This is a genomic window from Loktanella sp. M215, assembly GCF_021735925.1.
Taxonomy (GTDB): domain Bacteria; phylum Pseudomonadota; class Alphaproteobacteria; order Rhodobacterales; family Rhodobacteraceae; genus Loktanella.
Map to the genome: position 1 here is coordinate 1817442 of NZ_WMEA01000001.1, position 22533 is coordinate 1839974.

The 22533-nt window shown below is 64.7% G+C and carries 27 protein-coding genes; 14 read left to right on the forward strand and 13 right to left on the reverse strand.

Annotation, left to right across the window (positions count from 1 at the left end; all coding sequences use genetic code 11):
• The first annotated feature begins 21 nt into the window (after positions 1–21).
• The gene (locus GLR48_RS08895) at positions 22–369 is read left to right on the forward strand and encodes an H-type lectin domain-containing protein (protein ID WP_237060911.1); all 348 of its coding nucleotides are present in this window, start codon (positions 22–24) and stop codon (positions 367–369) included.
• On the opposite strand, the gene GLR48_RS08900 is transcribed toward GLR48_RS08895, so the two are convergent.
• Positions 366–1382 (reverse strand): ribose-phosphate pyrophosphokinase, encoded by a 1017-nt coding sequence (locus tag GLR48_RS08900; RefSeq protein WP_272911385.1) that lies wholly within the window; start codon positions 1380–1382, stop codon positions 366–368. The two genes, GLR48_RS08895 and GLR48_RS08900, sit on opposite strands and share 4 nt — an antisense overlap.
• 100 nt (positions 1383–1482) lie before the next feature.
• Between GLR48_RS08900 and GLR48_RS08905 the strand changes: the two genes are divergently transcribed.
• Together GLR48_RS08905 and GLR48_RS08910 are read left to right on the forward strand one after the other, a co-directional pair.
• Positions 1483–2082 (forward strand): 2-hydroxychromene-2-carboxylate isomerase, encoded by a 600-nt coding sequence (locus GLR48_RS08905; protein WP_237060912.1) that lies wholly within the window; start codon positions 1483–1485, stop codon positions 2080–2082.
• Positions 2082–2858: an alpha/beta fold hydrolase gene (locus GLR48_RS08910; protein WP_237060913.1), complete on the forward strand. Its 777-nt coding sequence runs from the start codon at positions 2082–2084 to the stop codon at positions 2856–2858. The genes GLR48_RS08905 and GLR48_RS08910 overlap by 1 nt, the downstream gene beginning before the upstream one ends.
• Here the strand turns inward: GLR48_RS08910 and GLR48_RS08915 are convergent.
• From GLR48_RS08915 to GLR48_RS08940, 6 genes are all read right to left on the reverse strand, one after another.
• The gene (locus tag GLR48_RS08915) at positions 2836–3885 is read right to left on the reverse strand and encodes a threonine aldolase family protein (RefSeq protein ID WP_237060914.1); all 1050 of its coding nucleotides are present in this window, start codon (positions 3883–3885) and stop codon (positions 2836–2838) included. The two genes, GLR48_RS08910 and GLR48_RS08915, sit on opposite strands and share 23 nt — an antisense overlap.
• Positions 3886–4386: a YcgN family cysteine cluster protein gene (locus GLR48_RS08920; protein ID WP_237060915.1), complete on the reverse strand. Its 501-nt coding sequence runs from the start codon at positions 4384–4386 to the stop codon at positions 3886–3888.
• On the reverse strand, positions 4379–5317 hold the full coding sequence (locus GLR48_RS08925; protein WP_237060916.1) for a bifunctional riboflavin kinase/FAD synthetase: 939 nt from the start codon (positions 5315–5317) through the stop codon (positions 4379–4381). The genes GLR48_RS08920 and GLR48_RS08925 overlap by 8 nt, the downstream gene beginning before the upstream one ends.
• 58 nt (positions 5318–5375) lie before the next feature.
• Complete coding sequence (locus GLR48_RS08930) at positions 5376–5819, reverse strand: MaoC family dehydratase (protein ID WP_237060917.1); 444 nt, start codon at positions 5817–5819, stop codon at positions 5376–5378.
• A 93-nt stretch (positions 5820–5912) separates the two neighbouring features.
• Positions 5913–6788 carry a TIGR01459 family HAD-type hydrolase gene (locus GLR48_RS08935; protein WP_237060918.1) on the reverse strand — a complete coding sequence of 292 codons (876 nt, stop codon included), beginning with the start codon at positions 6786–6788 and terminating at the stop codon, positions 5913–5915.
• Positions 6789–6935: 147 nt separating this feature from the next.
• Positions 6936–7853 carry a manganese-dependent inorganic pyrophosphatase gene (locus GLR48_RS08940; RefSeq protein ID WP_237064471.1) on the reverse strand — a complete coding sequence of 306 codons (918 nt, stop codon included), beginning with the start codon at positions 7851–7853 and terminating at the stop codon, positions 6936–6938.
• Between the two features lie 80 nt (positions 7854–7933).
• Between GLR48_RS08940 and GLR48_RS08945 the strand changes: the two genes are divergently transcribed.
• Entirely contained in the window at positions 7934–8590 is a 657-nt protein-coding gene (locus GLR48_RS08945) for a DUF2161 domain-containing phosphodiesterase (RefSeq protein ID WP_237060919.1), read from the forward strand.
• Here the strand turns inward: GLR48_RS08945 and GLR48_RS08950 are convergent.
• Positions 8587–9573 carry a TraB/GumN family protein gene (locus tag GLR48_RS08950; protein WP_237060920.1) on the reverse strand — a complete coding sequence of 329 codons (987 nt, stop codon included), beginning with the start codon at positions 9571–9573 and terminating at the stop codon, positions 8587–8589. The two genes, GLR48_RS08945 and GLR48_RS08950, sit on opposite strands and share 4 nt — an antisense overlap.
• A 194-nt stretch (positions 9574–9767) precedes the next feature.
• Here GLR48_RS08950 and groES point away from each other — a divergent pair, with 194 nt between their 5' ends.
• Positions 9768–10052 (forward strand): co-chaperone GroES, encoded by a 285-nt coding sequence (gene groES, locus GLR48_RS08955; protein ID WP_237060921.1) that lies wholly within the window; start codon positions 9768–9770, stop codon positions 10050–10052.
• A gap of 94 nt (positions 10053–10146) precedes the next feature.
• Positions 10147–11796, forward strand: coding sequence for a chaperonin GroEL (gene groL / locus GLR48_RS08960; RefSeq protein WP_237060922.1), 1650 nt, complete (start codon positions 10147–10149; stop codon positions 11794–11796).
• Between the two features lie 250 nt (positions 11797–12046).
• On the opposite strand, the gene GLR48_RS08965 is transcribed toward groL, so the two are convergent.
• Both GLR48_RS08965 and GLR48_RS08970 read right to left on the reverse strand, forming a co-directional pair.
• The gene (locus tag GLR48_RS08965; RefSeq protein WP_237060923.1) at positions 12047–13042 is read right to left on the reverse strand and encodes a GGDEF domain-containing protein; all 996 of its coding nucleotides are present in this window, start codon (positions 13040–13042) and stop codon (positions 12047–12049) included.
• 5 nt (positions 13043–13047) lie between these two features.
• Positions 13048–13587 (reverse strand): methanogen output domain 1-containing protein, encoded by a 540-nt coding sequence (locus GLR48_RS08970; RefSeq protein ID WP_237060924.1) that lies wholly within the window; start codon positions 13585–13587, stop codon positions 13048–13050.
• Between the two features lie 130 nt (positions 13588–13717).
• On the opposite strand from GLR48_RS08970, the gene GLR48_RS08975 reads away from it, so the two are divergent.
• Together GLR48_RS08975 and GLR48_RS08980 are read left to right on the forward strand one after the other, a co-directional pair.
• Positions 13718–14197, forward strand: a complete 480-nt coding sequence (locus GLR48_RS08975; RefSeq protein WP_237060925.1) for a GNAT family N-acetyltransferase — start codon at positions 13718–13720, stop codon at positions 14195–14197.
• On the forward strand, positions 14197–15048 hold the full coding sequence (locus GLR48_RS08980; RefSeq protein WP_237064474.1) for a DMT family transporter: 852 nt from the start codon (positions 14197–14199) through the stop codon (positions 15046–15048). The genes GLR48_RS08975 and GLR48_RS08980 overlap by 1 nt, the downstream gene beginning before the upstream one ends.
• Here GLR48_RS08980 and GLR48_RS08985 read toward each other — a convergent pair.
• Positions 15018–15464 carry an NUDIX domain-containing protein gene (locus GLR48_RS08985; RefSeq protein ID WP_237060926.1) on the reverse strand — a complete coding sequence of 149 codons (447 nt, stop codon included), beginning with the start codon at positions 15462–15464 and terminating at the stop codon, positions 15018–15020. The two genes, GLR48_RS08980 and GLR48_RS08985, sit on opposite strands and share 31 nt — an antisense overlap.
• A gap of 88 nt (positions 15465–15552) precedes the next feature.
• Between GLR48_RS08985 and GLR48_RS08990 the strand changes: the two genes are divergently transcribed.
• Complete coding sequence (locus GLR48_RS08990; protein ID WP_237060927.1) at positions 15553–16299, forward strand: alpha/beta fold hydrolase; 747 nt, start codon at positions 15553–15555, stop codon at positions 16297–16299.
• Between the two features lie 143 nt (positions 16300–16442).
• Here the strand turns inward: GLR48_RS08990 and GLR48_RS08995 are convergent, their stop codons facing one another.
• On the reverse strand, positions 16443–16688 hold the full coding sequence (locus GLR48_RS08995) for an accessory factor UbiK family protein (RefSeq protein WP_237060928.1): 246 nt from the start codon (positions 16686–16688) through the stop codon (positions 16443–16445).
• A gap of 119 nt (positions 16689–16807) precedes the next feature.
• Here GLR48_RS08995 and lgt point away from each other — a divergent pair, with 119 nt between their 5' ends.
• The 4 genes from lgt (at position 16808) to GLR48_RS09015 (ending at position 19950) form a co-directional block, all read left to right on the forward strand.
• Entirely contained in the window at positions 16808–17686 is an 879-nt protein-coding gene (gene lgt / locus GLR48_RS09000; protein ID WP_237060929.1) for a prolipoprotein diacylglyceryl transferase, read from the forward strand.
• 44 nt (positions 17687–17730) lie between these two features.
• Positions 17731–18738, forward strand: a complete 1008-nt coding sequence (locus GLR48_RS09005; RefSeq protein WP_237064481.1) for a class I SAM-dependent methyltransferase — start codon at positions 17731–17733, stop codon at positions 18736–18738.
• Entirely contained in the window at positions 18735–19490 is a 756-nt protein-coding gene (gene pgeF, locus GLR48_RS09010) for a peptidoglycan editing factor PgeF (protein ID WP_237060930.1), read from the forward strand. The genes GLR48_RS09005 and pgeF overlap by 4 nt, the downstream gene beginning before the upstream one ends.
• 133 nt (positions 19491–19623) lie before the next feature.
• Positions 19624–19950: a hypothetical protein gene (locus GLR48_RS09015; protein WP_237060931.1), complete on the forward strand. Its 327-nt coding sequence runs from the start codon at positions 19624–19626 to the stop codon at positions 19948–19950.
• A gap of 116 nt (positions 19951–20066) precedes the next feature.
• Here GLR48_RS09015 and GLR48_RS09020 read toward each other — a convergent pair whose 3' ends face one another.
• Positions 20067–21185 (reverse strand): carboxylate-amine ligase, encoded by a 1119-nt coding sequence (locus tag GLR48_RS09020; RefSeq protein WP_237060932.1) that lies wholly within the window; start codon positions 21183–21185, stop codon positions 20067–20069.
• A gap of 242 nt (positions 21186–21427) precedes the next feature.
• Here GLR48_RS09020 and GLR48_RS09025 point away from each other — a divergent pair, with 242 nt between their 5' ends.
• Positions 21428–22228, forward strand: a complete 801-nt coding sequence (locus GLR48_RS09025) for a Hint domain-containing protein (RefSeq protein ID WP_237060933.1) — start codon at positions 21428–21430, stop codon at positions 22226–22228.
• The last annotated feature ends 305 nt before the right edge of the window (positions 22229–22533 follow it).

The following is a 22533-nucleotide window of genomic DNA, read 5'->3' on the forward strand; positions in this document are numbered from 1 at the left end:
CGTCATTTCAGGACCATCAGGATGCGCAAATTCGGCCATCATATCGTCGGTATAGATCAGGGCGACCTCGTGCTGTTTTCGGATTTCGAGGATGGGGGCGAGATGTGGACGGGCGAGGGGCCGCGCCTGACCCGTCACCGCGTCCCCTTCGCAGAGCGCTACAAGGTAGCCCCTGTCGTTCAGGTCTCGTTGTCGATGTGGGATATCGCGAGCGGTGCCAACGCCCGGGCGGACGTGACCGCCGAACAGATCGACCGCGACGGATTCGATATCGTGTTTCGGACGTGGGGCGACACCCGCGTGGCGCGGGTGCGGGTGGCCTGGATCAGTATCGGCGCTGTTTCCAGCGACGATACCTGGGATCTTTAGCGGCTGTAGACGCCTTCGTAGATCGGCTGCAGGGTCTTGTGGTTGAACAGCGACGACACCGAGGTGCCGTTCCAGGTGTTCAGAATCGCCTGCGCAAAGATCGGCGCCGTCTTCACGATGCGGATATTGGGGCAGGCGAGGGTTTCGGCCTTGGGCTGGATCGTGTCGGTGATCACGAGGTTTTTCATCACGGACTTGCTGACGCGGTCGACGGCGGGGCCCGACAACACGCCGTGGGTGATGTAGGAATGCACCTCCTTGGCGCCGTTTTCCATCAGCACTTCGGCGGCCTTGCAGAGGGTGCCAGCGGTATCGACAAGGTCGTCGACGATCAGGCAGACGCGGTCCTTCACGTCACCGATCACGGTCATTTCGGCCACTTCGCCGGGTTTGCCGCGGCGCTTGTCGACGATCGACAGGGGGGCGCCGATCCGCTGCGCCAGATCGCGGGCGCGGGCTACGCCGCCGACATCGGGCGACACGACCATCACCTCTTCCATGTTGCCCTTGAAATTGTGCATCACGTCCAGCGCCCAAAGCGGGCTGGCGTAAAGGTTATCGACGGGGATGTCGAAGAACCCCTGAATCTGCGTGGCATGCAGGTCAAGGGTGAGGACGCGTTCGACCCCGGCCTCGACCAGAATGTTCGCGACCAGCTTGGCGGTGATCGGGGTGCGGGCCTTGCTGCGGCGATCCTGCCGGGCATAGCCGAAGTAGGGCATGACGGCGGTGATCCGGTCGGCCGAAGACCGGCGCAACGCGTCGGCGATGATCAGCAGTTCCATCAGGTTGTCGTTCGTCGGGTTCGACGTGGGCTGGATGATGTACATATCCTCGCCGCGCACGTTTTCGAAGACTTCGACGAAGATTTCGCCGTCGTTGAACCGTTCGACGCGGGCGTCGACAAGGCTGACGTCCATGCCGCGGTGCATCGACATGCGCGCGGCGACGGCTTCGGCCAGCGGCCTGTTTGCGTTGCCGGAAATCAGCTTGGGTTCATGCATGTTCGCCATGGATCGGTCCTTGTGGAGCTGCCGCGGAATCGCCCGCGTTGACACCGCCTAGCACACCGCTACGGTCCCGAAAACATCAACACCCGAAAGGCTGACCGAAATGGCTCACATCGATTACTTCTTCGCCACGATCAGTCCGTACACCTACCTCTGCGGCGTGCGGCCGGCCGAGATTGCCAATGCCCACGGCGCCACGATCACCTATCGCCCGGTCGATCTGATGAGCGTGTTTTCCCGCACCGGCGGTCAGCCGGTCCCGGAGCGCCACCCGAGCAGGCAGGACTATCGCCTGCAGGACCTGCATCGCCGGTCGGTGCTGCTGGGGCTGCCGTTGAAGGTGAAGCCCGCGCATTTCCCGACCAATCCGGCCCCCAGTTCCTATGCGATCATCGCGGCACAAGAGGCCGGAGGTGGACGCATGGCGGCGCTGGTCGCCAATCTGACGGCGGCCTGCTGGGCGCAGGATCGCGACATTGCCGACGACGACGTGATCCGCGATTGCCTGACCGCCGCGGATTTCGATCCCAAGCTGGCCGACAGCGGTTTGCTGGCCGGGGCCGAGGCCTATCACCGCAATACCGAGGAGGCGGTGCGCCTTGGCGTCTTCGGTGCGCCGTTCTTCATCACCGATACCGACCAGCGGTTCTGGGGAGAGGACCGGCTGGACGACCTTGAGGCGCATCTGGCCGGCCGCGTGTGATGCCTGTCGCGGCGCATGGCGGTTCGGATGTGAACGTGATCCGCACCGGGGAAGACGTGCGGAATTTGTTGCTGCATTGCACGCTGGCCCGGTCAGAGGCGCTGCTGCCGCTGGCGCAGACCTTGCCCGGCGATTCGGTCCTGATGGATCTGCTGGGGCATGGCAAATCGCAGGATTGGGACGGTCGAGAGGATTACCAAAGCGCCAATCTGGCGGCGGCGGTCGATCTGTGTGACCGCCCACTGCATGTCATCGGCCATTCCTTCGGTGCCACAGTGGCGCTGCGGATGGCGCTTGACCATCCGGACCGGGTCGCGCGGCTGACGCTGATCGAGCCTGTGTATTTTGCGCTGGCCACGGATGCCGCCGCCCGCGCCGATCATCTGGCGCGGTTTGCGCCGATCTATGCGGCCTATGACGCAGGCGATCTGGAAAGGGCAGCCCGCCTGTTCCACGGCGACTGGGGCTGTGGCGCTTGGGCGGCAATGCCGGACCATACGCGGGCCGCCTTCGCCCGGCGGATGCCCCTGATCATGGCAGGGGTCCCCGCCATTCAGGACGACGTGCACGGGGTCGGCGCGCGGCTGACGGACCTTGCGGTGCCCGTCAGCCTGATCAGGGGAGAGATGTCTCCACCGATCATCCCGGCCATTCATGCCGCGATCTGCGCCGCGGTGCCGCAGGCGCGCGATCATGTGGTGGCCGGGGCCGGTCACATGGTGCCGATGACCGACACCGCGGCGGTTGCGGCGCTTATGGCTTCAGATGCGCGATAAAGCGGTCAATCGCGCCGTGATCGCAGGACCAGTCGCAGACCAGTCGCCCGGTCAGACGCTCGTCGGCGGGGCCGCTGTCGGGATCGCCGCCCATGACGTAATAGACCGCACCCGCCTGCAGCGCGCGCTGGTGCACTGACCGGGGTGCTGTGAAGAACACGAGGTTGGACTGCGGCGAGAACTGGATTTCGACCTGCGGCACATCCTCAAGCCCGCGGATCAGACGGGCGCAGGCGGCGTTGGCCTGACGGGCCATGTCCAGCCACAGATTGTCGGTCAGATAGGCATGCATCTGCGCGGACAGATACCGGTGCTTTGAAAACAGGTGTGCGCCGCGCTTGCGCCGCAGCTCGAACTGTTTCGACACGGCGGGGTCGAAGAAAATGCAGGCCTCGACCCCGATCAGGCCGTTCTTGGTGCCACCGAAGCTGACGGCGTCGATGCCCGCTTTCCACGTCATTTCGGCCGGGGTGCAGCCGAGGGAGACGAGAGCATTTGTGAACCGCGCACCGTCGAGATGTGTCTTGAGGCCGAAAGAGTGCGCCACGTCCGTCAGGGCCATCAGCTCTGCCGTGGTGTAGACCGTGCCCTTTTCCGTCGCCTGCGTGATCGAGACCGGACCGCGCTGGGGGCCGTGGACGCCGCGGGTTTCCTCGCTCTCGATCGCGGCCAGAAGGGTGGGGGCGGTCATCTTGGCGTCGACGGCCTCGACCAGTGCCAGCTTGGCGCCGCCGGTATAGAATTCCGGCGCGTTGCATTCATCTTCGTGGATATGCGCCATGGGGGTGCAGAAAATCGCCTCCCACGGGTTGGACAGGGTGGCGAGCGTCAGGGCGTTGGCGGCGGTGCCGGTGGCGACCAGATGCACGGCGGCATCGGGTGCCTCGAAGATGTCGCGGATCATCTGGCGCACTTCGACCATGGGCGCGTCGGCACCGTAGCCGCTGGCGTATCCCTGGTTGGCGGCGACCAGCGCGTCCATCACTTTTGGATGCGCGGGGCCGGCATTGTCAGAGGCAAAGAACATTCAGGTCGGCTCCTCGATGATGTTGTCTTCCCAGTCTTCGTCGTCGACCTCGACCTCTGAGAGGGTCTGGCCGCGCATGGTGACGCCTGCGTCGTGGGGGCTGTTCGGATCGCCGGTCAGCAGGGGGTGCCACGGATAAAGGTCGCGGCCTTCGGCCACGAGGCGATAGGCGCAGGTCTGCGGCAGCCAGTACATGTTGTCCTTGATCGTTCTGGGCGTCAGGACGATGCATTCGGGGACGAACTTGTGTCGGATCGGATACTGGGCGCACAGGCAGGTTTCGTTGTCCAGCAACCGGCAGGCGACGCGGGTGAGGGCCACTTCGCCGGTGTCTTCGTCTTCGAGCTTGTTCAGGCAGCATTTGCCGCAGCCGTCGCACAGCGCTTCCCACTCGGGGCGGGACAGCTTGGCCATCGGGACGGTCTTCCAGAACCGGGGGCGCAACCCGCTACGGTCGATGGCATCAGGTTTGGGGGCGTCAGGTTTGGGGGCGTCAGACATGGGACAGGATTTCGCGCGCGCGGGCGCAGTCGGCGTCCATCTGGTCGATCAGCGCGGGCAGGCCGTCGAATGTCATTTCCGGTCGCAGGTAGTCCACGAGGGCCACGCTGATGTGCTGACCGTAAAGGTCGCCCTTGAAGTCGAAGATGAAGGTTTCGCAGTTGGGCTCGTCGCCGTTGAACATGGGACGCACGCCGATGCTGGCGGCGCCGTTGTAGCGGCCCTTGTGCGGGCCGCTGGCGATGTCCACGCGCACGGCGTAGACGCCGAATTTCGGCGGATGCAGACCGACGATGGACATGTTGGCGGTCGGATAACCCAGCTCTCGTCCGCGTTGATCGCCGCGGATGACCTCGCCCACGATGCGGTGCCAGTGGCCCAGCATGGCGGCCGCGTCCCGGGGGCGGCCATCGGTCAGTGCCTGACGGATCGCGGTAGAGCTGACGCGGCCTGCGGCCAGTTGGACCATGGGAGCGACGGTGACACCGAACCCCATGTCCGCGCCAAAGCGTTGCAGGTCGGCAGCGTTGCCGGCACGGTCCTTGCCAAAGCAGAAATCGGCACCCACGACGACATGGGCAAGGCCCAGACGGTCGTGGATGATCGTCTGTGCGAAGTCCTGCGGTGTCAGCGCGATCAGCGCCGTGTTGAACGGCACCTCGTAAAGCTTTTCGACGCCCTGCTTGGCCAGTTCGTTGGCGCGCGCCTCGGCGTTCATCAGCCGGAACGGGGGGGCATCGGGGGCGAAGAGTTGGCGCGGATGCGGTTCGAACGTCATCAGGCCCAAGGGGGCGTTCAGCGTCGTTGCAGCCGCGCGGGCGGCGTCGATCACGGCGCGGTGGCCCAGATGCACGCCGTCGAAATTTCCGATGGCTGCGGCAGCGCCGCGATCGGCAGGGTCGAGGTAGAGGGTGTCACGGATGATACGCATGCGATTGCGTAGCGCGGTGATGCTGCAGGTGCAAGCGGCGGGGCGTGCCTTTGCGGTGTCAGTCGAACTTGGCCGAGGGGGCCAGCACGATGGCTTCGCCAGTCAGGACCTTCTTGCCGTCGACAAGGCAGCGGGTTTCCATCGTGACCTTGCGCTTGGCGTAGTCGATGGCTGTGACTTCGACCTCTGCCGTGACCATGTCGCCGGGGCGCACGGGGGCGAGGAATCGCAGGGTCTGGCCAAGGTAGACGGTGCCATGTCCGGGCAGCTGCTCGCCGATGACGGCAGAGATCAGACCAGCGGTCAGCATGCCGTGGGCGATGCGGCCTTCGAAGATCGTGTCACGGGCGTAGGCGTCATCCAGATGCACGGGGTTCCGGTCGGTGCTGACCTGGGCGAACATCTCGATATCTTCGTCGGTCACGACCTTGCGCAGGCTGCGCATCATGCCAACGGCCAGATCCTCGATCACGATCGTGCCGCGGGGGGCGTTGTCCAGCATCTCGGGTTCCTTCACGTTACAAACCATCGCGTAAGGCGGGCATTTTGTAACTTAATTGCGCTGATGTCGCGCGAAGTCAACCCGTCCGAAAGTTTAACGCAGGAAACCGATGGCGTAGGTGGGGCTGACCCGTTCCGTGGCGAGGAAGGCTTCGAGGGCCGGGCCTGCTGGGTGCTTGTCCGCAGTTTCCGTCTCGGCCGCGGCCAGCCCGCCGGTGATGAAGAGGGAATCGAGGTCCTCTTGCTGGGCGCCGAGAATATCGGTGTGGATGCCATCGCCGATGCAGATGATCCGGGACGCGTCCGCGCCGCCGTCCAGCGCCGCCAGCCTGCGGCGGGCCAAGTCATAGATCGGGGGATGGGGCTTGCCGAAATAGAGGCTTTCGCCGCCCATTTCTGTATAGAGTTTCGCCAGCGCGCCGGCGCACCATTCGCGGCTTTCGCCGCGGTCCACGACGATGTCGGGATTGGCGCAGAGCAGTTTGAGGCCGCGCTGCTTGGCGGCGAGAAATTGTGGGCGATAGACCGCAGGGTCTGCATGGGGATCGGTCGGGCCGCAGCAGACGATGCCCTGTGCCTGATCCAGCGGCACCTGACGGATGGTGACAGGATCTTTCAGCAGGTTCATCGGTTTGAAAAAACTCTGATCGTGATCTTCGCCGATGAACCAGACGTCGGAGCCGACAGCACCTTCGAACATGGCCGCCCGCGCCGAATCGCCGGAGGTCGCGATGGCGTCCCAGCAATCGTCCGGCACGCCCATGCGCTGGATCTGCGGCTGCACGGAGGTCCAGGGGCGCGGTGAGTTCGTGACCAGCACCACACGCCCCCCGGCCCCGCGGTAATCCTGCATCGCCTTGACCGCGTCCGGAAAGGCCGTGAGGCCATTGTGCATGCAGCCCCAGAGGTCGACGAAGGCCGCGTCATATTCGCCGGCGATGTCGAGGAAGCTGTGGACGATCTGGGTCATGGCGGTGCCTTTTTGGGGAAGGGGGCGCCAGATGCGGTGTCGGAGCCTCCGGCGGGAGTTTATCTGGTCGGATGACTGCGGAAAGGTGGGTGCCGGAGGCTGACGCTGGAGCCTCCGGCGGGAGTATTTTGAAAAAAGCGAGGAGGCTTATTTCTTGAGGTGCGGGATGATCTGCTTCTTGCGGCTCATCACGCCGGGCAGGACGACCGTGTCGGTGGAGGTGTCTGCGTCGAAGGAGGCCTTGGCGACCTGCTTGGTCAGGTCGTTGGGCAGCAGCATCGTGGCTTCTTCGCGGATGATGTCCACGACGAAAAGCAGGACCTGATCGACGCCGTCCTCTGCCGCGACGGCGGGCATTGCGGCGACGAGGGCATCCTTGCGGTCGAGGATCGCGGCGGGGGAGGTGGTTTCGAGGACAGAGACCCGGAATTTGGTGCCGTCGATCTCGTATTCCTTGGAATCCATGCGCAGCAGCTCCGCATCGGAGAATGCGCTGACGTCGGATTTGGCGGCGAACATCTCATCCGCGTAGGCGGTGATGTCGATGCCCAGATCGGCGGCGAGGTCCTCGGCCAGTGCCTTGTCCACCGGTGTCGTGGTGGGCGAGCGGAAGGCGAGGGTGTCGGACAGGATGCAGGACAGCATCAGGCCCTTGATGCCTTCGGGCATCTTCGCGGCCTTGTCGCCCATCAGTTGGTGCATGATCGTGGCGGTGCAGGCCAGCGGGCGGATCGTGACATCGATCGGGCCCTTTGTCTTGATCCCGCCGACCAGCAGATGGTGGTCGATGATCGCCTGCACGTCGGCGCCGTTGATGTTTTCGGGCAGTTCCGCAGGGTTGTTGGTATCGACGATGACGCAGGCCTGACCGTCGGTGACGTCACGCACGATCTCTGGCTGCTCGAAACCCCAGCGTTTGGCGACGAAGGCGGCCTCTGTATTGGGCTGGCCCAGCAGCACGGCCTTGGCATCGACGCCCGCATCCTTGAGGAACCATTCCCAGATCAGGGGGGATCCGGTTGAATCGGTGTCAGGGGATTTGTGGCCGAAGATCAGGGTGGTCATTGTCATTTCGCCTATGCTCAGGGATATTTTGCCGCCTTATACGGGCGATGTACCGTGCTGTCACGCAGGTCGGGGGGAACATGACCAATCCACGCGAAGCGGACCTTTATCCGCACCTCAAGGCGCATCTGGTTGCGATGGGCTATGACGTCAAGGGCGAGGTTGGTGCGGCGGATATCGTGGCCGTGAAGGATGCCGAGACGCTGGTGGTCGAGCTGAAGCTGGGGTTTTCGCTGACGCTGTTCCATCAGGGCATCGCCCGGCAGGCGATCACGGATCAGGTCTATCTGGCGGTGCCTGCGGGGGGGCAGCGCAAGGCGCTGCTGGCCAACGTCGGGCTGGCGCGGCGGCTGCGGCTGGGTGTGATGACGGTCCGGCTGCGCGACGGGTTCGTGGAGGTGCTGGCCGATCCCGCGCCGTTCACGCCGCGCAAATCGCCGAAGAAGGCAAAGGCCCTGCGCAAGGCGTTTACGCGGCTGAAGGGCGATCCGAATGCGGGCGGTGCGACGCGGCACGGGCTGGTGACCGGGTACCGGCAGGATGCGATCGCCTGCGCGCGGTTTCTTGCGGTGCATGGACCGTCGACGGGCGCGCGGATCAAGGACTGGGCCGAGGTACCGGAGGCCACACGGATCATGGCGGCGGATCATTACGGCTGGTTTCGGCGGGTCAGTCGCGGGATCTACGATCTGACACCGGCCGGACGACAGGGGCTGGCGGACTGGAGCGAGAGCTAGTCGAGCCGTGAGACGGTCCAGCCCGCCTGTGTCAGCAGATTGAGGATGCCATCCTGCCCCTGCAGGTGCGCCGCGCCGACGGCGACCGTAATCCGGTCGTGGGTCGCGGCAGCCTTGGTGATATGGGGGAGCCATGCCCGGTTGCGATCGACCAGAAGAGCACGCTCTGACGCATCGAAAAGCGCGTCGGCGGCCGCGGGATCGATACCGGGAATGAGGTGCGTGGCGACGCGGCTGACCTCCCACAGGGCGGCGATGTCACCGGCAAAGTAGCTGTCCAGCATCGAGGCGAACATCTCTTGCTGCAGTTCGGGCGGAGACAGAGACAGGCGCAACTGGTCCAGTTGCACGTCGATGGGGTCGGCGCGCATGAGGTTGAACAGCGTGTCCCAGGGTTCCAGTGCGACGACCGGGACGCCGGCGGTCTGCGCCTGAGAGATGATCATGCCGTCCAGCCCTTTGCGCCCTGCCGCCAGCTCGGACGAGGCGCAGGGTGGCACCGCCAGCACCAGCGACACGTACCAGGGTTGCAGGCGCGAGGCGAGGACGGCGGGCAAACCACGGTCGCTGACCGCTTGCGCCACGGCCTGCCATGTCGGCTCGTCCAGCCGTTCGGGCAGGGTGGGGCCATCGGGCATGAACATCAGCATGGGGTCGGTCGCCATCGCCTGCGTCAGGGCGGCCTCTTCTTCGGGGCCGGCCTCGACCAGCAGCAGGTCGCTGGCGGCCACGCGGGTGGCGACACGGTTCGCCAGCGGCAGAAGCCGCGGGTCGTAAAGGTGCATCGTGCCGATCACCGTGATCTGCGATCCGGCTTTTTCCGCATTGAATTGGGTCCCCTGCGCAAAGGGCGCCTGTGCCACCGCTGCCGCGACCGCAGCGCGATCGGCAGCGGAGAATCTTTCGCGAATATCGGGTCCGTCGCACAGGGCCTGGACGGGCAGCGCGAGGAGCGTCAGCAGGGCGGTCAGGATAATGCGCATGAGGCCCTCTCTGGCGGGGTGTCGCGGGAATGTTACGCCAGACGGCCACGATCCGCCAATGCGCTGTTCGTAGCAGAAACGACCCCCGTCAATCCGGTTGACAGATGGTCGCAGCGCGCCTAACTAACCGTCGCTGGCACTCGACCAAGGTGAGTGCTAACGACATGACAACGAAACGTAGGAAGGTTCACAAGATGGCATTCAAACCTCTGCACGACCGCGTGCTGGTCCGTCGCATCGAAGGCGAAGACAAGACCAAGGGCGGTCTGATCATTCCTGATTCCGCCAAGGAAAAGCCCGCCGAAGGCGAGATCGTTTCCGTCGGCACCGGTGCCCGCAAGGACAACGGCGAGCTGATCGAAATGGCCGTGAAGGCTGGCGACAAGATCCTGTTCGGCAAATGGTCCGGCACCGAGGTCAAGCTCGATGGCGAAGACCTGCTGATCATGAAGGAAAGCGACATCCTCGGCATCATGTAATGCCGCCGGATGCCTTGGCATCGCGTGATGCCGGGGCGGGTTGGCAACGCCCACCGCTTTTCCACACTACTGAAATTTCAAGGAGCACATGAAAATGGCAGCTAAAGACGTCAAATTCGGCACCGACGCCCGCAATCGCATGCTCAAGGGCGTGAACATCCTCGCAGACGCCGTCAAGGTGACGCTGGGCCCCAAGGGTCGTAACGTCGTCCTCGACAAGTCCTTCGGCGCACCGCGCATCACGAAGGACGGTGTGTCTGTCGCCAAGGAAATCGAACTGGACGACAAGTTCGAGAACATGGGCGCACAGATGGTCAAGGAAGTCGCGTCGCGCACCAACGACGAAGCCGGTGACGGCACGACCACAGCGACTGTTCTGGCCCAAGCCATCGTCCGCGAAGGCATGAAGTCCGTCGCCGCCGGCATGAACCCGATGGACCTGAAGCGCGGCATCGACCTGGCCACCGCCAAGGTCGTCGAAGCCATCAAGGCCGCCGCCCGTGACGTGACCGACAGCGACGAAGTCGCGCAGGTCGGCACCATCTCGGCCAACGGCGAAGCCGAAATCGGCCGTCAGATCGCTGACGCGATGCAGAAGGTCGGCAACGAGGGTGTCATCACCGTCGAAGAGAACAAGGGCCTCGAGACCGAGACCGATGTCGTCGAAGGCATGCAGTTCGACCGCGGCTACCTGTCGCCCTACTTCACCACCAACACCGAAAAGATGACGGCAGAGCTGGATGACGTGATCATCCTGCTGCACGAAAAGAAGCTGTCGTCGCTGCAGCCGATGGTCCCGCTGCTCGAGTCGGTCATCCAGTCGCAGAAGCCGCTGCTGATCATCTCGGAAGACGTCGAAGGCGAGGCTCTGGCCACGCTGGTCGTCAACAAGCTGCGTGGCGGCCTGAAGATCGCCGCCGTCAAGGCACCGGGCTTCGGTGACCGTCGCAAGGCCATGCTGCAGGACATCGCGATCCTGACAGGCGGTCAGGTGATCTCCGAAGACCTCGGCATGAAGCTGGAAAACGTGACGATCGACATGCTGGGTTCTGCCAAGCGCGTCACGATCACGAAGGACACCACCACCATCATCGACGGTGCTGGCGAAAAGGCCGAGATCGAAGCACGGGTCAACCAGATCCGCGGCCAGATCGAAGAGACCACGTCCGATTACGACAAAGAGAAACTGCAAGAGCGCGTGGCCAAGCTGGCCGGCGGTGTTGCCGTGATCCGCGTCGGCGGCATGTCCGAAGTCGAAGTGAAAGAGCGTAAGGACCGCGTCGACGACGCGCTGAACGCAACCCGCGCTGCTGTGCAAGAAGGTGTCGTCGTTGGTGGCGGTGTCGCTCTGGTGCAGGCTGGCAAGGCGCTTGACGGTCTGAAGGGTGCGAACTCCGATCAGGACGTCGGCATCTCGATCATCCGCAAGGCGCTGGAAGCACCGCTGCGTCAGATCGCCGAAAACTCCGGCGTGGACGGTTCGGTTGTGGCGGGCAAGATCCGCGAAAGCAATGATCCGACCTTCGGCTTCAACGCGCAGACCGAAGAATATGGCGACATGTTCAAGTTCGGCGTCATCGACCCGGCCAAGGTCGTCCGCACCGCGCTGCAGGACGCAGCATCGGTTGCAGGCCTGCTGATCACCACCGAAGCCATGGTTGCCGATCGTCCGTCCAAGGACAGCGGCAACGGCGGCGGCATGGGAGACATGGGCGGCATGGGCGGCATGGGCGGCATGATGTAAGATCCGGCGCCGGGGCGTCTGCCCCGACCGGATTGCCCCACGGATGCGGTCTGCAAAGATCGCATCCGTGACATCACACCCAGATGTCGTTCACCAGTTCTTCGCACTGGAGCGACCGTTTTAAAGAAGGCCCGCAGCGGATGCTGCGGGCCTTTTTTGTTGTGCGTTCACCTTTCGCTGACAAGCGCGGGCGCGGTGTTTCAGATCCTGCGGCGTCAGTGATCGATCAGCCTCGCAAGGCGCGTTGACATCAGACCTGCGGGCTCGCCGGCGACAGGTTTGTCAGGCGGCAGCTGTGGGGTGTCGTCAGAGTCTGACAGACCGGATCACCGGCCATCACAGGCCCCTGTTTCGACACCTTGGCCGCATACATCGCGGCATCTGCCGCCTTTTCGATCAACTCTGATGTTGCGCCATCCTTGGGCCAACGGGCGCCGCCGATGGCGGCATGCAATGCTGTGCTGTTTGCGCCGGGCAGTGCAATCCGGTGACATGCCAGCGTCGACGCAATGCCGAGGGCCATGTCATGCAGGACCGCCCGCGCGCTGACGTTCTGGACCAAGACCGCAAACTCGTCCCCGCCCATACGGGCCGCCGAGTCGTTCTGGCGCACGTTGGACCGGATCGCCTCTGCGAGGGCGAGGATGGCCGCGTCGCCGGCCGCGTGGCCGTGCGTGTCGTTGATTGCCTTCAGACCGTTCATGTCGATGTAGAGCAGGGCGAAAGGCGTGCCCGCGGCCACATTCGCAAGCATCTGAGACCGGATGCTTTGCGCGTTCAACAGGCCGGTCATTGCGTCGATCTCTGCCACTGTGGCCAGGTGCTTGTTGCGATCCTCCAGCAGTTGCTTTTGCATGTGCAGACGCTTGGCGCGTTGTACGCCCAGGCGGTGCGCTGCGGTCATCTTGATGAATTCTGACCGGATCCGCAGCGAGGCTTCAAGCTTCAGCGCGATCAGGTTTTCCTGCTTGTAGGCACCGCCCAGACGCCAGCCGAGGGCTGTCAGGTTGCGCCCCTGCATTTCCGACACGGACAGCCGGATCGGTGCCGTGCTGACAAAACAGCGGGCGATCAGACGCAGCGTGTGCGGCGTCAGTTCAAAGCCGCGACCGAAGGCGCTGCCGGCGGCCATGTTGAATTCCGTCCGGGCCAAGGCGTTGCCGGCGATGACGTTCAGATCGCGGTCCAGCACGACGCAGGCCTCTGAACTGAACGCAAGCAGGGGGTGCAGAAGGTCCGGGTCCATCGCCGCTACTCTGTAAAGAATTCAAGCCCGTCGCTGGGCGCCACGTCCTGCAGTTTCAAAGAGACGACGACGCGACAGCCCGGATCGCCACGCGCTATGGACTTGTCGATCTGGACATGGGCATAGCCGTTGCGGTCTGCGACGACGCGACCGAAGACGTTTGTCGTCATCATGCACAGGGAAGGCCGGCCAATGACCCGATCGCCGAACGGACATTGCCGGGCGATCAGGACGATCGCCTCTTCATCGGCGGAGACAACGCTGAAATCCCCTTTGATCCGGGCCTTGAGGTCGACGAGGATGCTGGCGATCTGACCGGGCCCTGTGGCATCCGGGCCGTTCGGGTAGCGTTCGGATATGTCCTCGACCAAGGCCCCGCCGACCGTACTGATGAAACCCTCGGCTTCTTTCAGGCCGATGACCTCTTCCAGCAGGCCCGACAGATGGCCGATGATCGCATTGAAAAAGGCGGTCTGTTCGCCGGAGTCGTCGGTCGGCGGCGTGTCGCGTGCTGTGTGTGGCGGTGTAATGCGGTCATGCAACATCTATGGATCTTTCCTGTCGTCCTCGCAGGACCCTAGGGCCGCGCGGGCTAAAAATTTCTTAAGCTCTCGAAATGATTTTGGATGGCTCCAACCCTCTGGGCAAAGGGCGCCCAGCGCGGCATCAAGTGTCATGCGATTCCCAGGTTTCATCCGCGCGGCCACTGCAGTCGACCTGCCCGCCATCGACGCCCTGCTGACGCAGGCCTTCGGCGGCACGGCAGAGGTCGCGCTGGTTCATGCCCTGCGCGGCGCCGGGCTGATGCGCGGCGAACAGGTGATCCCGCTGGGCGACGATCTGATCGGCTATTACGCCCTGTCCGCCATGGTCGCGCCGCAGGGCTGGCTGTGCCTTGCACCCGTCGCCATCGCGCCCGACTGGCAACGGCGCGGCCACGGGCGGCGGATGGTGGCCCAACTGGTGGCCTGGGCCGACCGGACGGCCACGACTGTCGTGGTGCTGGGACCGCCCGCGTTCTATGCCTCGGCCGGTTTTTCAAGTGAGGCCGCCGCACGGCTGACCAGCCCCCATCCGCTGGATCACACGCTGCTGGCAGGCTGCGGTGCGCAGGCGCCACAGGTCGCACTGCGCTATCCGGCGGCGTTCAAGTGATGCGGCTTTTTGTGCTGGTCAGCGTCGTGATGTGCGCTTTTGCGGGGAATTCGATTCTGACCCGTTTGGGGGTGGCGCGTTATGGCATCGACCCTTTGACATTCGGCGCGATCCGCGTGGCTGCGGGGGCCGCGGCGCTGCTGGTCCTGCGGCGCGGCAGGGCGGTGCCATTGCGCGGCATGCGGCGCTGGGTGGGGGCCGGGACGCTCGCGGTCTACATGATCGGCTTTTCCTGGGCCTATCTGAACCTTGCGGCGGGACTGGGCGCATTGATCCTGTTTGCCACGGTGCAAGGCGTGATGTTCGCCACCGCATTGTGGCGGGGTCAGGCGGTGCCGCCATTGCGCTGGGCCGGCATGGCGCTGGCGCTGGGCGGGCTCGTGGTGCTGCTCTGGCCTGCAGGGCAGGTCCGCGTCGATCCCGCCGGTGCGCTGGCGATGATCTGTGCCGGGGTCGGCTGGGGCGCCTATACCCTGCTGGGACAGGGCGAACGGGATGCCACCGCCGCCACGACCGCGAATTTCCTTCTGTGCCTGCCGCTGATGGCGCTGAGCGTCGTCCTGCACGGCGATCCGGGGTCGCTGTCATGGACGGGTGTCGCTGTGGCGGCGCTGGCGGGTGCGGTGACGTCTGGGCTGGGATATGCGCTGTGGTATCGCGTCCTGCCATCGCTGACGGTCACAGCCGCCGCCGTCGCCCAACTGAGCGTGCCGGTGATCGCCGTGGCGGGCGGCATCGTGCTGCTGTCAGAGCCGTTGACGCCGCGCATCCTGCTGGCCGCCGTCATGGTGCTTGGCGGTATCGGCCTGTCCAGCCTGCGTCAGCGCAGGATCGGCTCCAATGGGTCGTAGGTGATCGCATCAGGGTCGCCCCAGGCGACGGCCGCCAAGGTATCGGGCTTGACCCGAAGGTCGGCAAGGTCGCTGCGGCTGGCCCAGCGATGGTGGGTCACGATGCCTTCGGGATCGGTCCAGTCGCCCGGAATGACGGGATCGGCGACGGTGCAGCGGAAATAGATGTCAACCTGATGGAAATCGCGGTCGGGATCGTGGAATTCGTTCACGAGGCAGACGGCGCCGACGTCGATCTGCAAGCCTGTTTCCTCCTGTATTTCGCGCCTCAGATTATCCGTCAGGCTGGCGTGCGGCTGCACGCCGCCACCGGGTGCGCACCACAGATCCGTGCGCCCGGCGTAGGCGTTGACCAGCAGCAGGCGGTCATCGTGCAGGATCACGGCGCGGACGGCGAGACGGGGCGGGCGAGACATGGTGTGACCCTGACCGGTGCCGCGGAATTGTGCAAGGCTGCGCCAGCGGCGGCTGGGCGGCGCGGGGAACGGTGCTAGGTGTCGTCGGATGAAACGCCTTGTCCCGATCCTGCTGTCGCTGATGGCCGCCTGCACCAGAGGAGAGCCTGCCGTGGCCCAGTCCGACGACTGCGTCGTGCTGTTGCACGGCCTCGCGCGCAGCGAGATCAGCCTGACGCCACTGCAGCTTTATCTGGAGAATGCGGGTTACACCGTCGTCAACCGCGGCTACCCCTCGACCAAGGAACCGATCCAGAAGCTGGTGGCGGAGAACGTCGGGCAGGACGTGGCGGCCTGCGGCGACCGGCGGGTAAGCTTCGTCACGCATTCGATGGGCGGCATTCTGGCGCGGGCCTGGTTGGCGCAGAACAGGCCCGCGCGGATGGGACGCGTGGTGATGCTGGCGCCGCCGAACGAAGGGTCCGACCTCGTGGATATGTTCGGTGACTGGGAGCCGTTCCGGTGGATCAACGGACCGGCCGGCCTGCAACTGGGAACCGATCCGGACAGTTTTCCCAATGCACTGCCGGGTGCCGAGGATTACGAGTTGGGGATCATCGCAGGCTCGCGCAGCCTGAACCCGCTTTATTCCGCGGTGATCGACGGTGGCGATGACGGCAAGGTCAGCGTGGCCAGCACAAAGCTGGCGGGCATGCAGGACCATATCGTGCTGCCGGTCACGCATACCTTCATGATGAACAATCCGCTGGTCATGGCGCAGGTGCTGGCGTTCCTGCAAAATGGCAGGTTCGATCGCGGGCTCAGCCTGACGGGCGTGATCTTTGGACAGGAATGATATCCGTCTTTCTGCGAATGACGAAATGCCTCCGGCGGGAGTTTATTCGGTCAGGTGAAAAGAGGACTGCGCCCCTTTGGGCAAGTAAAAGGCCCCGGGCAGTGGTGCGCGGGGCCTTTTGTGTATCGTAGCCTTAGGGGCGGTCAGCCTTGCTTGGCTTCCAGTGCCGCGATGCGGGCGGAGAGGGCGGCATTTTCCTCTCGGGCTTTCTGGGCCATCGTGCGGACGGCGTCGAATTCCTCGCGGGTGACGAAGTCGCGGTCGGCCAGCCAGCGGTCCATCATGGATTTCATCGCGTTGCCGGCCTCGTCGCGGGCCCCTTGGGCCACGCCCATGGCATTGGTCATCAGCGCGCTGAGGTCGTCGAAGATCTTGGTCTTGGGTTGCATGGGGTTCACTCCATCCGGTTGCGGGGTTGGACCCCGTTGTGATCCCTATATGGGTGGGGCGGGTTTGTCCCGCAAGCGGGTGGTTGACTTCACCCGTGGCGCGCCACAGGAATGGCGCCATGCTGGCAGCCCTTACCTTTCCAAACATCTCTCCCGAAATCTTCTCGGTCACCCTGTTCGGTGCGACCTTCGCGCTGCGCTGGTATGCGGTGGCCTATATCGTGGGGATCGCGATCGGCTATGCGATGATCGCACGCGCGTTGCGGCGCCCCGAGTTGTGGCGCGGCGATCCGCCCATCGCGCCCGCGCGGCTTGAGGATTATCTGACCTATATCGTCATCGGCGTCATTGCGGGCGGACGGCTGGGGTACTGTCTGTTCTATCAGCCCGGCTACTATCTGGCACATCCGCTGGAAATTCCCGCGATCTGGACGGGGGGGATGTCGTTTCACGGCGGCTTTCTGGGCGTCGTGCTGGCGGTTTTCGTCTTTGCGCGGCGCAACGGGGTGCCCTTCGGCTCGATGGCCGATGTCACCTCCCTTGCGGCGACGCCCGCGATCCTGCTGGTGCGGATCGCGAATTTCATCAATGACGAGCTGTGGGGGCGGCCCACGGACCTGCCGTGGGGCGTGGTTTTTCCGTCAGAGGCGGCGCAGGATTGCCCGGATGTCATAGGGATCTGTGCGCGTCATCCCAGCCAGCTTTACGAATCCGCGCTGGAGGGACTGATACTGGGCGCGGTGCTGTTGTTCATCGTCTACCGGCGCGGGGCGCTGAAGTTTCCGTGGCTGACGACCGGCGTGTTCTGCGCGGGCTATGCGTTGGCGCGGTTCATGCTGGAATTCGTCCGCCAGCCCGATGCGCAGTTCCGCGGGACCGGCAACCCGCTGGGCTGGGCGCTGGATTTTGGCCAGTGGGGCCTGACGATGGGGCAATGCCTGTCGCTGCCGATGTTCCTGTTCGGGATCAGCCTGATCGTGCTGTCGCGCCGCCGGTGACGCTGGGCGACGCCCTGCGGGCGCGCATTGCCCACGATGGGCCGATGACGCTGGCCGATTACATGGCGGCCTGCCTGCTGGACCCTGACCACGGCTATTATGCCACGCGCGATCCGTTTGGCGCGGCTGGCGATTTCATCACGGCGCCCGAAATCAGCCAGATGTTCGGAGAGTTGATCGGATTGTGTCTGGCACAGGCCTGGCTGGACCAAGGCGCGCCTGCGGGCTTTGCGCTGGCCGAATGCGGGCCGGGCCGCGGGACGCTAATGGCGGATATCCTGCGCGCGACACGGGCGGTGCCGGGGTTCCACGCCGCGGCGCGGGTGCACCTGGTCGAAGCCTCGGCCACATTGCGTGCCGTGCAGGCGACGCGCGTACCGGGCGCGGTCTGGCTTGACCGGGTCGATCAGCTGCCGGAGCTGCCGTTGTTCATGGTCGCGAACGAATTCTTTGACGCGCTGCCGATCCGCCAGTTCCAGCGCGACGGCGCCGGCTGGCGCGAGCGGGTGGTCGGTGTGAAAGACGGTGCCTTGGCGCTGGGGCTGACGGCGGCGACACCCCTTGCGGCGCTAAAGGCGCGTCTTGGCGACACCCGCGATGGCGACATCGTCGAGACCTGTCCGGCCATGCCCGCTATCGCCGGGACCATCGGCGCGCGCATCGCCGCCCATGGCGGGGCGGGGCTTGTCATCGATTACGGGGACTGGACGTCGCTGGGCGATACCTTTCAGGCGGTGCAGGATCATAAGGAGACGGATCCACTGGCCGCCCCCGGGCAGGCTGACCTGACCGCGCATGTGGATTTCGCGGCCCTCGCGGCCGCGGTGGCCCCGGCGCGGCATACGCGACTGACGCCGCAGGGCGTGTTTCTGGAACGTCTGGGCATCGCGCAACGGGCGCAGACACTGGCCGATGGCTTGCACGAAGAGGCGCTTGACGCGCATATTGCGGCACATCGGCGCTTGACCCACCCCACCCAGATGGGCGACCACTTCAAGGTGATCGGGATCTATCCTGACGGCGCCACACCCCCACCGGGACTGAACGCATGACACTGGACATCATCACCGCCCCCAGTCTGCAGCCCTTGCGGCACGGGTTCTTCAGCCGGATCGGCGGTGCGTCGTCGGGGGTATTTGCAGGACTGAATTGCGGGTTCGGCAGCAGCGACCAGTCAGAGATCGTGGCCATCAACCGTGCCCGCGTGGCGGCCCAGATGGGTGTCGCGCCCGGGCATCTGGCGGGTGTGCACCAGGTGCATTCGGCGGATGTCATTCCCATGGATGCACCGCTTGGTCCCACGCCACAGGCTGACGGTCTGGTCACGGCCACGCCCGGCGTGGCGCTGTCGGTGCTGACCGCCGATTGCCAGCCGATCCTGTTTGCCGACCATGATGCAGGCGTCATCGGCGCCTGCCACGCCGGCTGGCAGGGCGCGCTGGGCGGTGTGATCGAGAATACGGTGGCGGCGATGGTGCGTCTGGGCGCGCAGGCCTCGCGGATCGCAGCGGTGATCGGACCCACGATCAGTCAACGGGCCTACGAGGTCGGGCCGGAGTTTCGCGACAGGTTCCTGAGCGTGGATGACGCCTCGGCGCGATTTTTTGTGCAGGGCAAGGGCGACCGGCTGCAGTTCGACCTGCCGGCCTATGGGTTGCACCGCCTGCGCCGTGCGGGCGTGGGGCAGGCGGACTGGACGCGTCACTGCACCTACAGTGACCCGGTGCGATTCTTTTCCTACAGGCGGTCGGTGCATGCCAAGGATCCCGACTACGGGCGGCTGATCGCGGCTATCACCTTGTAATCCGGGCCGGATTGCGGCGTGACCTTGCCGCGTTTCGGCCGCAATTCCCGCGACAATCTGCGTCTTTTTGCGTGCATTGATGCCGGAATGCGCCGGAATAACCCGAAAAGCCGCTGTTTCCGGACTGGCACCAATGGTGCCGCAATCGACGGATATCTTGATCCTGATTTTACTGAAAATCGTGAAAGACGGCCCTATTCCAGCCAACAAGACTAGGGAAACTGAGTCCATCGGCCGCCTCGGGTTGGCCAAGGAAACAGTAACAGAGGTAGACACCATGAAGACCCAGACACGCTGGATGAGCAAGATGATCGAAGAGACTGAAAAGGCCGCACCCGCTATGCCGTGGGAGCGTGGTCTGCGCCGTCAGGCGATGATTTCCCGCCGCCTTGATGCGGAAGAGCGGCAGGTCAAGGTGACCCTTCCTGCAATGCCAGCGGGCATCAGCCTCGCCGGATAACACCGCGCCAATTTTTTCCTTTCCCCGCGACCGGGTTTTTGTGCTCCGGTCCACCTGTCCCGCGCGGTTCATCCCTCTGGCCGCGCGGGTTTTTCGTTTTGTGACGCGAGAGACTGTCAGGGGGCGAAAGCCTCGATCAGGGACGTCACGACAGCGCGGAATGCGTCGCGTTCACTGGCCCCACGGGCGCGTGCCGTAGCGAAAAGCTGCCGCTGGCGGGCGGCGCTGGTTCCGCCCGTGACGACGGCGCGCGCCCGTTGCGCGTCATCGGCACTGCCGAGGGCCGCAAGGTCGGGGGCGATCCGGCTCAGCATGTCATCGACGATGTCCGCCATCGGGACGATCCGCGCCGGGTTGCCCGCGATCAGTCCTTCCGTTGTGCCGTAACGCTGCGCCCGCCAGCGGTTTTCCGCAAGAATCAGCGGGGCGGGGATGGCCTGGTCCTGCGACAGCCCGCGCCAGATCATGCGCGCCAACCCCTGCACGAGGGCCGCGAGCATCAGCGCCGCGTCGATCCGGGGCGAGACGTCGCAGATCCGCGCCTCCAGCGTCGGGAAGGCGGCAGAGGGGCGCAGGTCCCACCAGATCTTCGAGGCATCCTCGATGAGGCCCAGATCGACGAGGGTGTCTGTCATGGCGGCATAGGCCGCCCAGTCTGCCATGTGCGGCGGCAGGCCGGTGCGCGGCATGCTGTCGAACACGCTGACCCGCCACGAGGCCAGCCCGGTGTCTTCGCCCTGCCAGAATGGACTGGAGGCAGAGAGCGCCAGCAGCACCGGAAGCCAGGGCGTCAGGCGGTTCATCACCGCAATGCGGGTGTCGGCGTCTTCGATGCCGACGTGGACATGCATGCCACCGATCAGCATGCGCCGCGCTACGGCGCCCAGATCGGTGTCCAGCTTGTCATAGCGCGGCTTTTCGGTGCGGTCCTGTTCGGACCAGTCGCCCCACGGATGGCAGGACGCCGCGATCGGTGCCAGACCGTGCGCCCGGGCAATGCGGGCCACTGTGCGGCGCAGGTGGGTCAGGTCGGTCCGCGCATCCGCGACCGTCGCACAGACACCGGTGCCGACCTCGACCTGACAGCCCAGAAACTCGGTGCTGACCTGATCGCCAAGGGCGTCTTTCAGGTCGGTCAACAACGCAGGCGGCGCGGTCCGCAGTGCACAGGTCACCGGGTCGACCAGCAGGTATTCCTCTTCGATCCCGATGGTAAAGGCGGGGGCGGTTGTCATGGCAGTCTCCGGCAGGGTGGTGGTATCGATTCGTCCTGAAATGCATGAAATGTGGCGGAATCGTCAGCCGTCCATGCACAATCCGGCAGCGCGGGGCGGGATTGATGCGAGACAGGCCGCGCAAAGCGAAAGGCTTTGACAGCGGCACCCCTATTTTGACACATTCACCTTAACAGCAACGTTCTCCTCAGATGTTGTCGGTGGGGCCGGCAGATGATGTGACAAACCGCAAGGTGACGCACATGACCTATCAGACCCCTACTTACGTCGCGGGCCTCGCGACGGATTGTGATACGAACCCGGTGTCCTCAGACCGGATCGCTTGTCCAGATGGGCAACCCCGGCGTGTGATGCCTCTCATGCGCAGTTACGAGGTTGCCCACCTGACACCCTCCGGTGAAACCGCCGTCTTTTCCCGCCTCGCCCCTGCAATTCCGCTGTTCGAGGAATGTTTCGGTGCGTTGGGCCGTGGTGCGATGGTGCAGACCGACACCGGCCAGCGGGCGGTCGAAGATCTGTGGCCCGGTGACCGGGTTTTGACGGTCAGCCACGGCATGCAGACCCTGCTGTGGCGCGGCATGATGCAGATCGTTCCCCGCAGCACGCAGACCCGCACCGAAATTGGCACGATGGTCCGCATCATGTCCGAAGCCTTTGGCTGGGCGCGGCCCGCCAGCGATCTTGTGCTGGGACCGACGGCCCGCATCGCCCACACCGCGCCCGGCACGCGGCGTCTGACCGGCGACGACACCGCCTTTGTCCCCGCGCGGGATTTCGTGGACCACACCAGCGTGATCGCTCTGCAACCCGTGGCCCCGGTCCATGCCTATCAACTGGGCTTTGCCGATCATGCGAAGGTCTGCGTGAACGGGATCGAGGTCGAGACGCTGCACCCCGGCCTGCCGCATCTAATCCGCCTGCCGGCCGAGGTGGTGGCGCAACTGCTGGCCCTGTTTCCGCACATGACCTCGCTGGCGGCGTTTGGTCCGTTGCTGCACCCCCGCGTGACGCTGCGCGACCTGGACCTGTTCAGCGCCGCCTGAACCGGCGGTGCAGGGTGCAAAAGGCGGCGCGACGGCATCCCACCTCTCGCGGCGGTGGAGGGATGAGGGAGGCTGGTCAAGGCGCGCGCTGCGGTCGGACTCAGAGCCTCTTGCCGCCATTGCTGCATGGCAGCGCAGGCACCCTTCAGGATGCGCCTGAAAAATAGCCGAATCTTTCTGTTGATGCCTGCGAATTAATCACCACACGCCGTAACCCTTGATATCACCCTGATTCTGTCTGGCGTGACACCTGACCTCACGTAACGGTTCAGACGTGCCGCAACGGTCACATCGTCGTGCGTGCG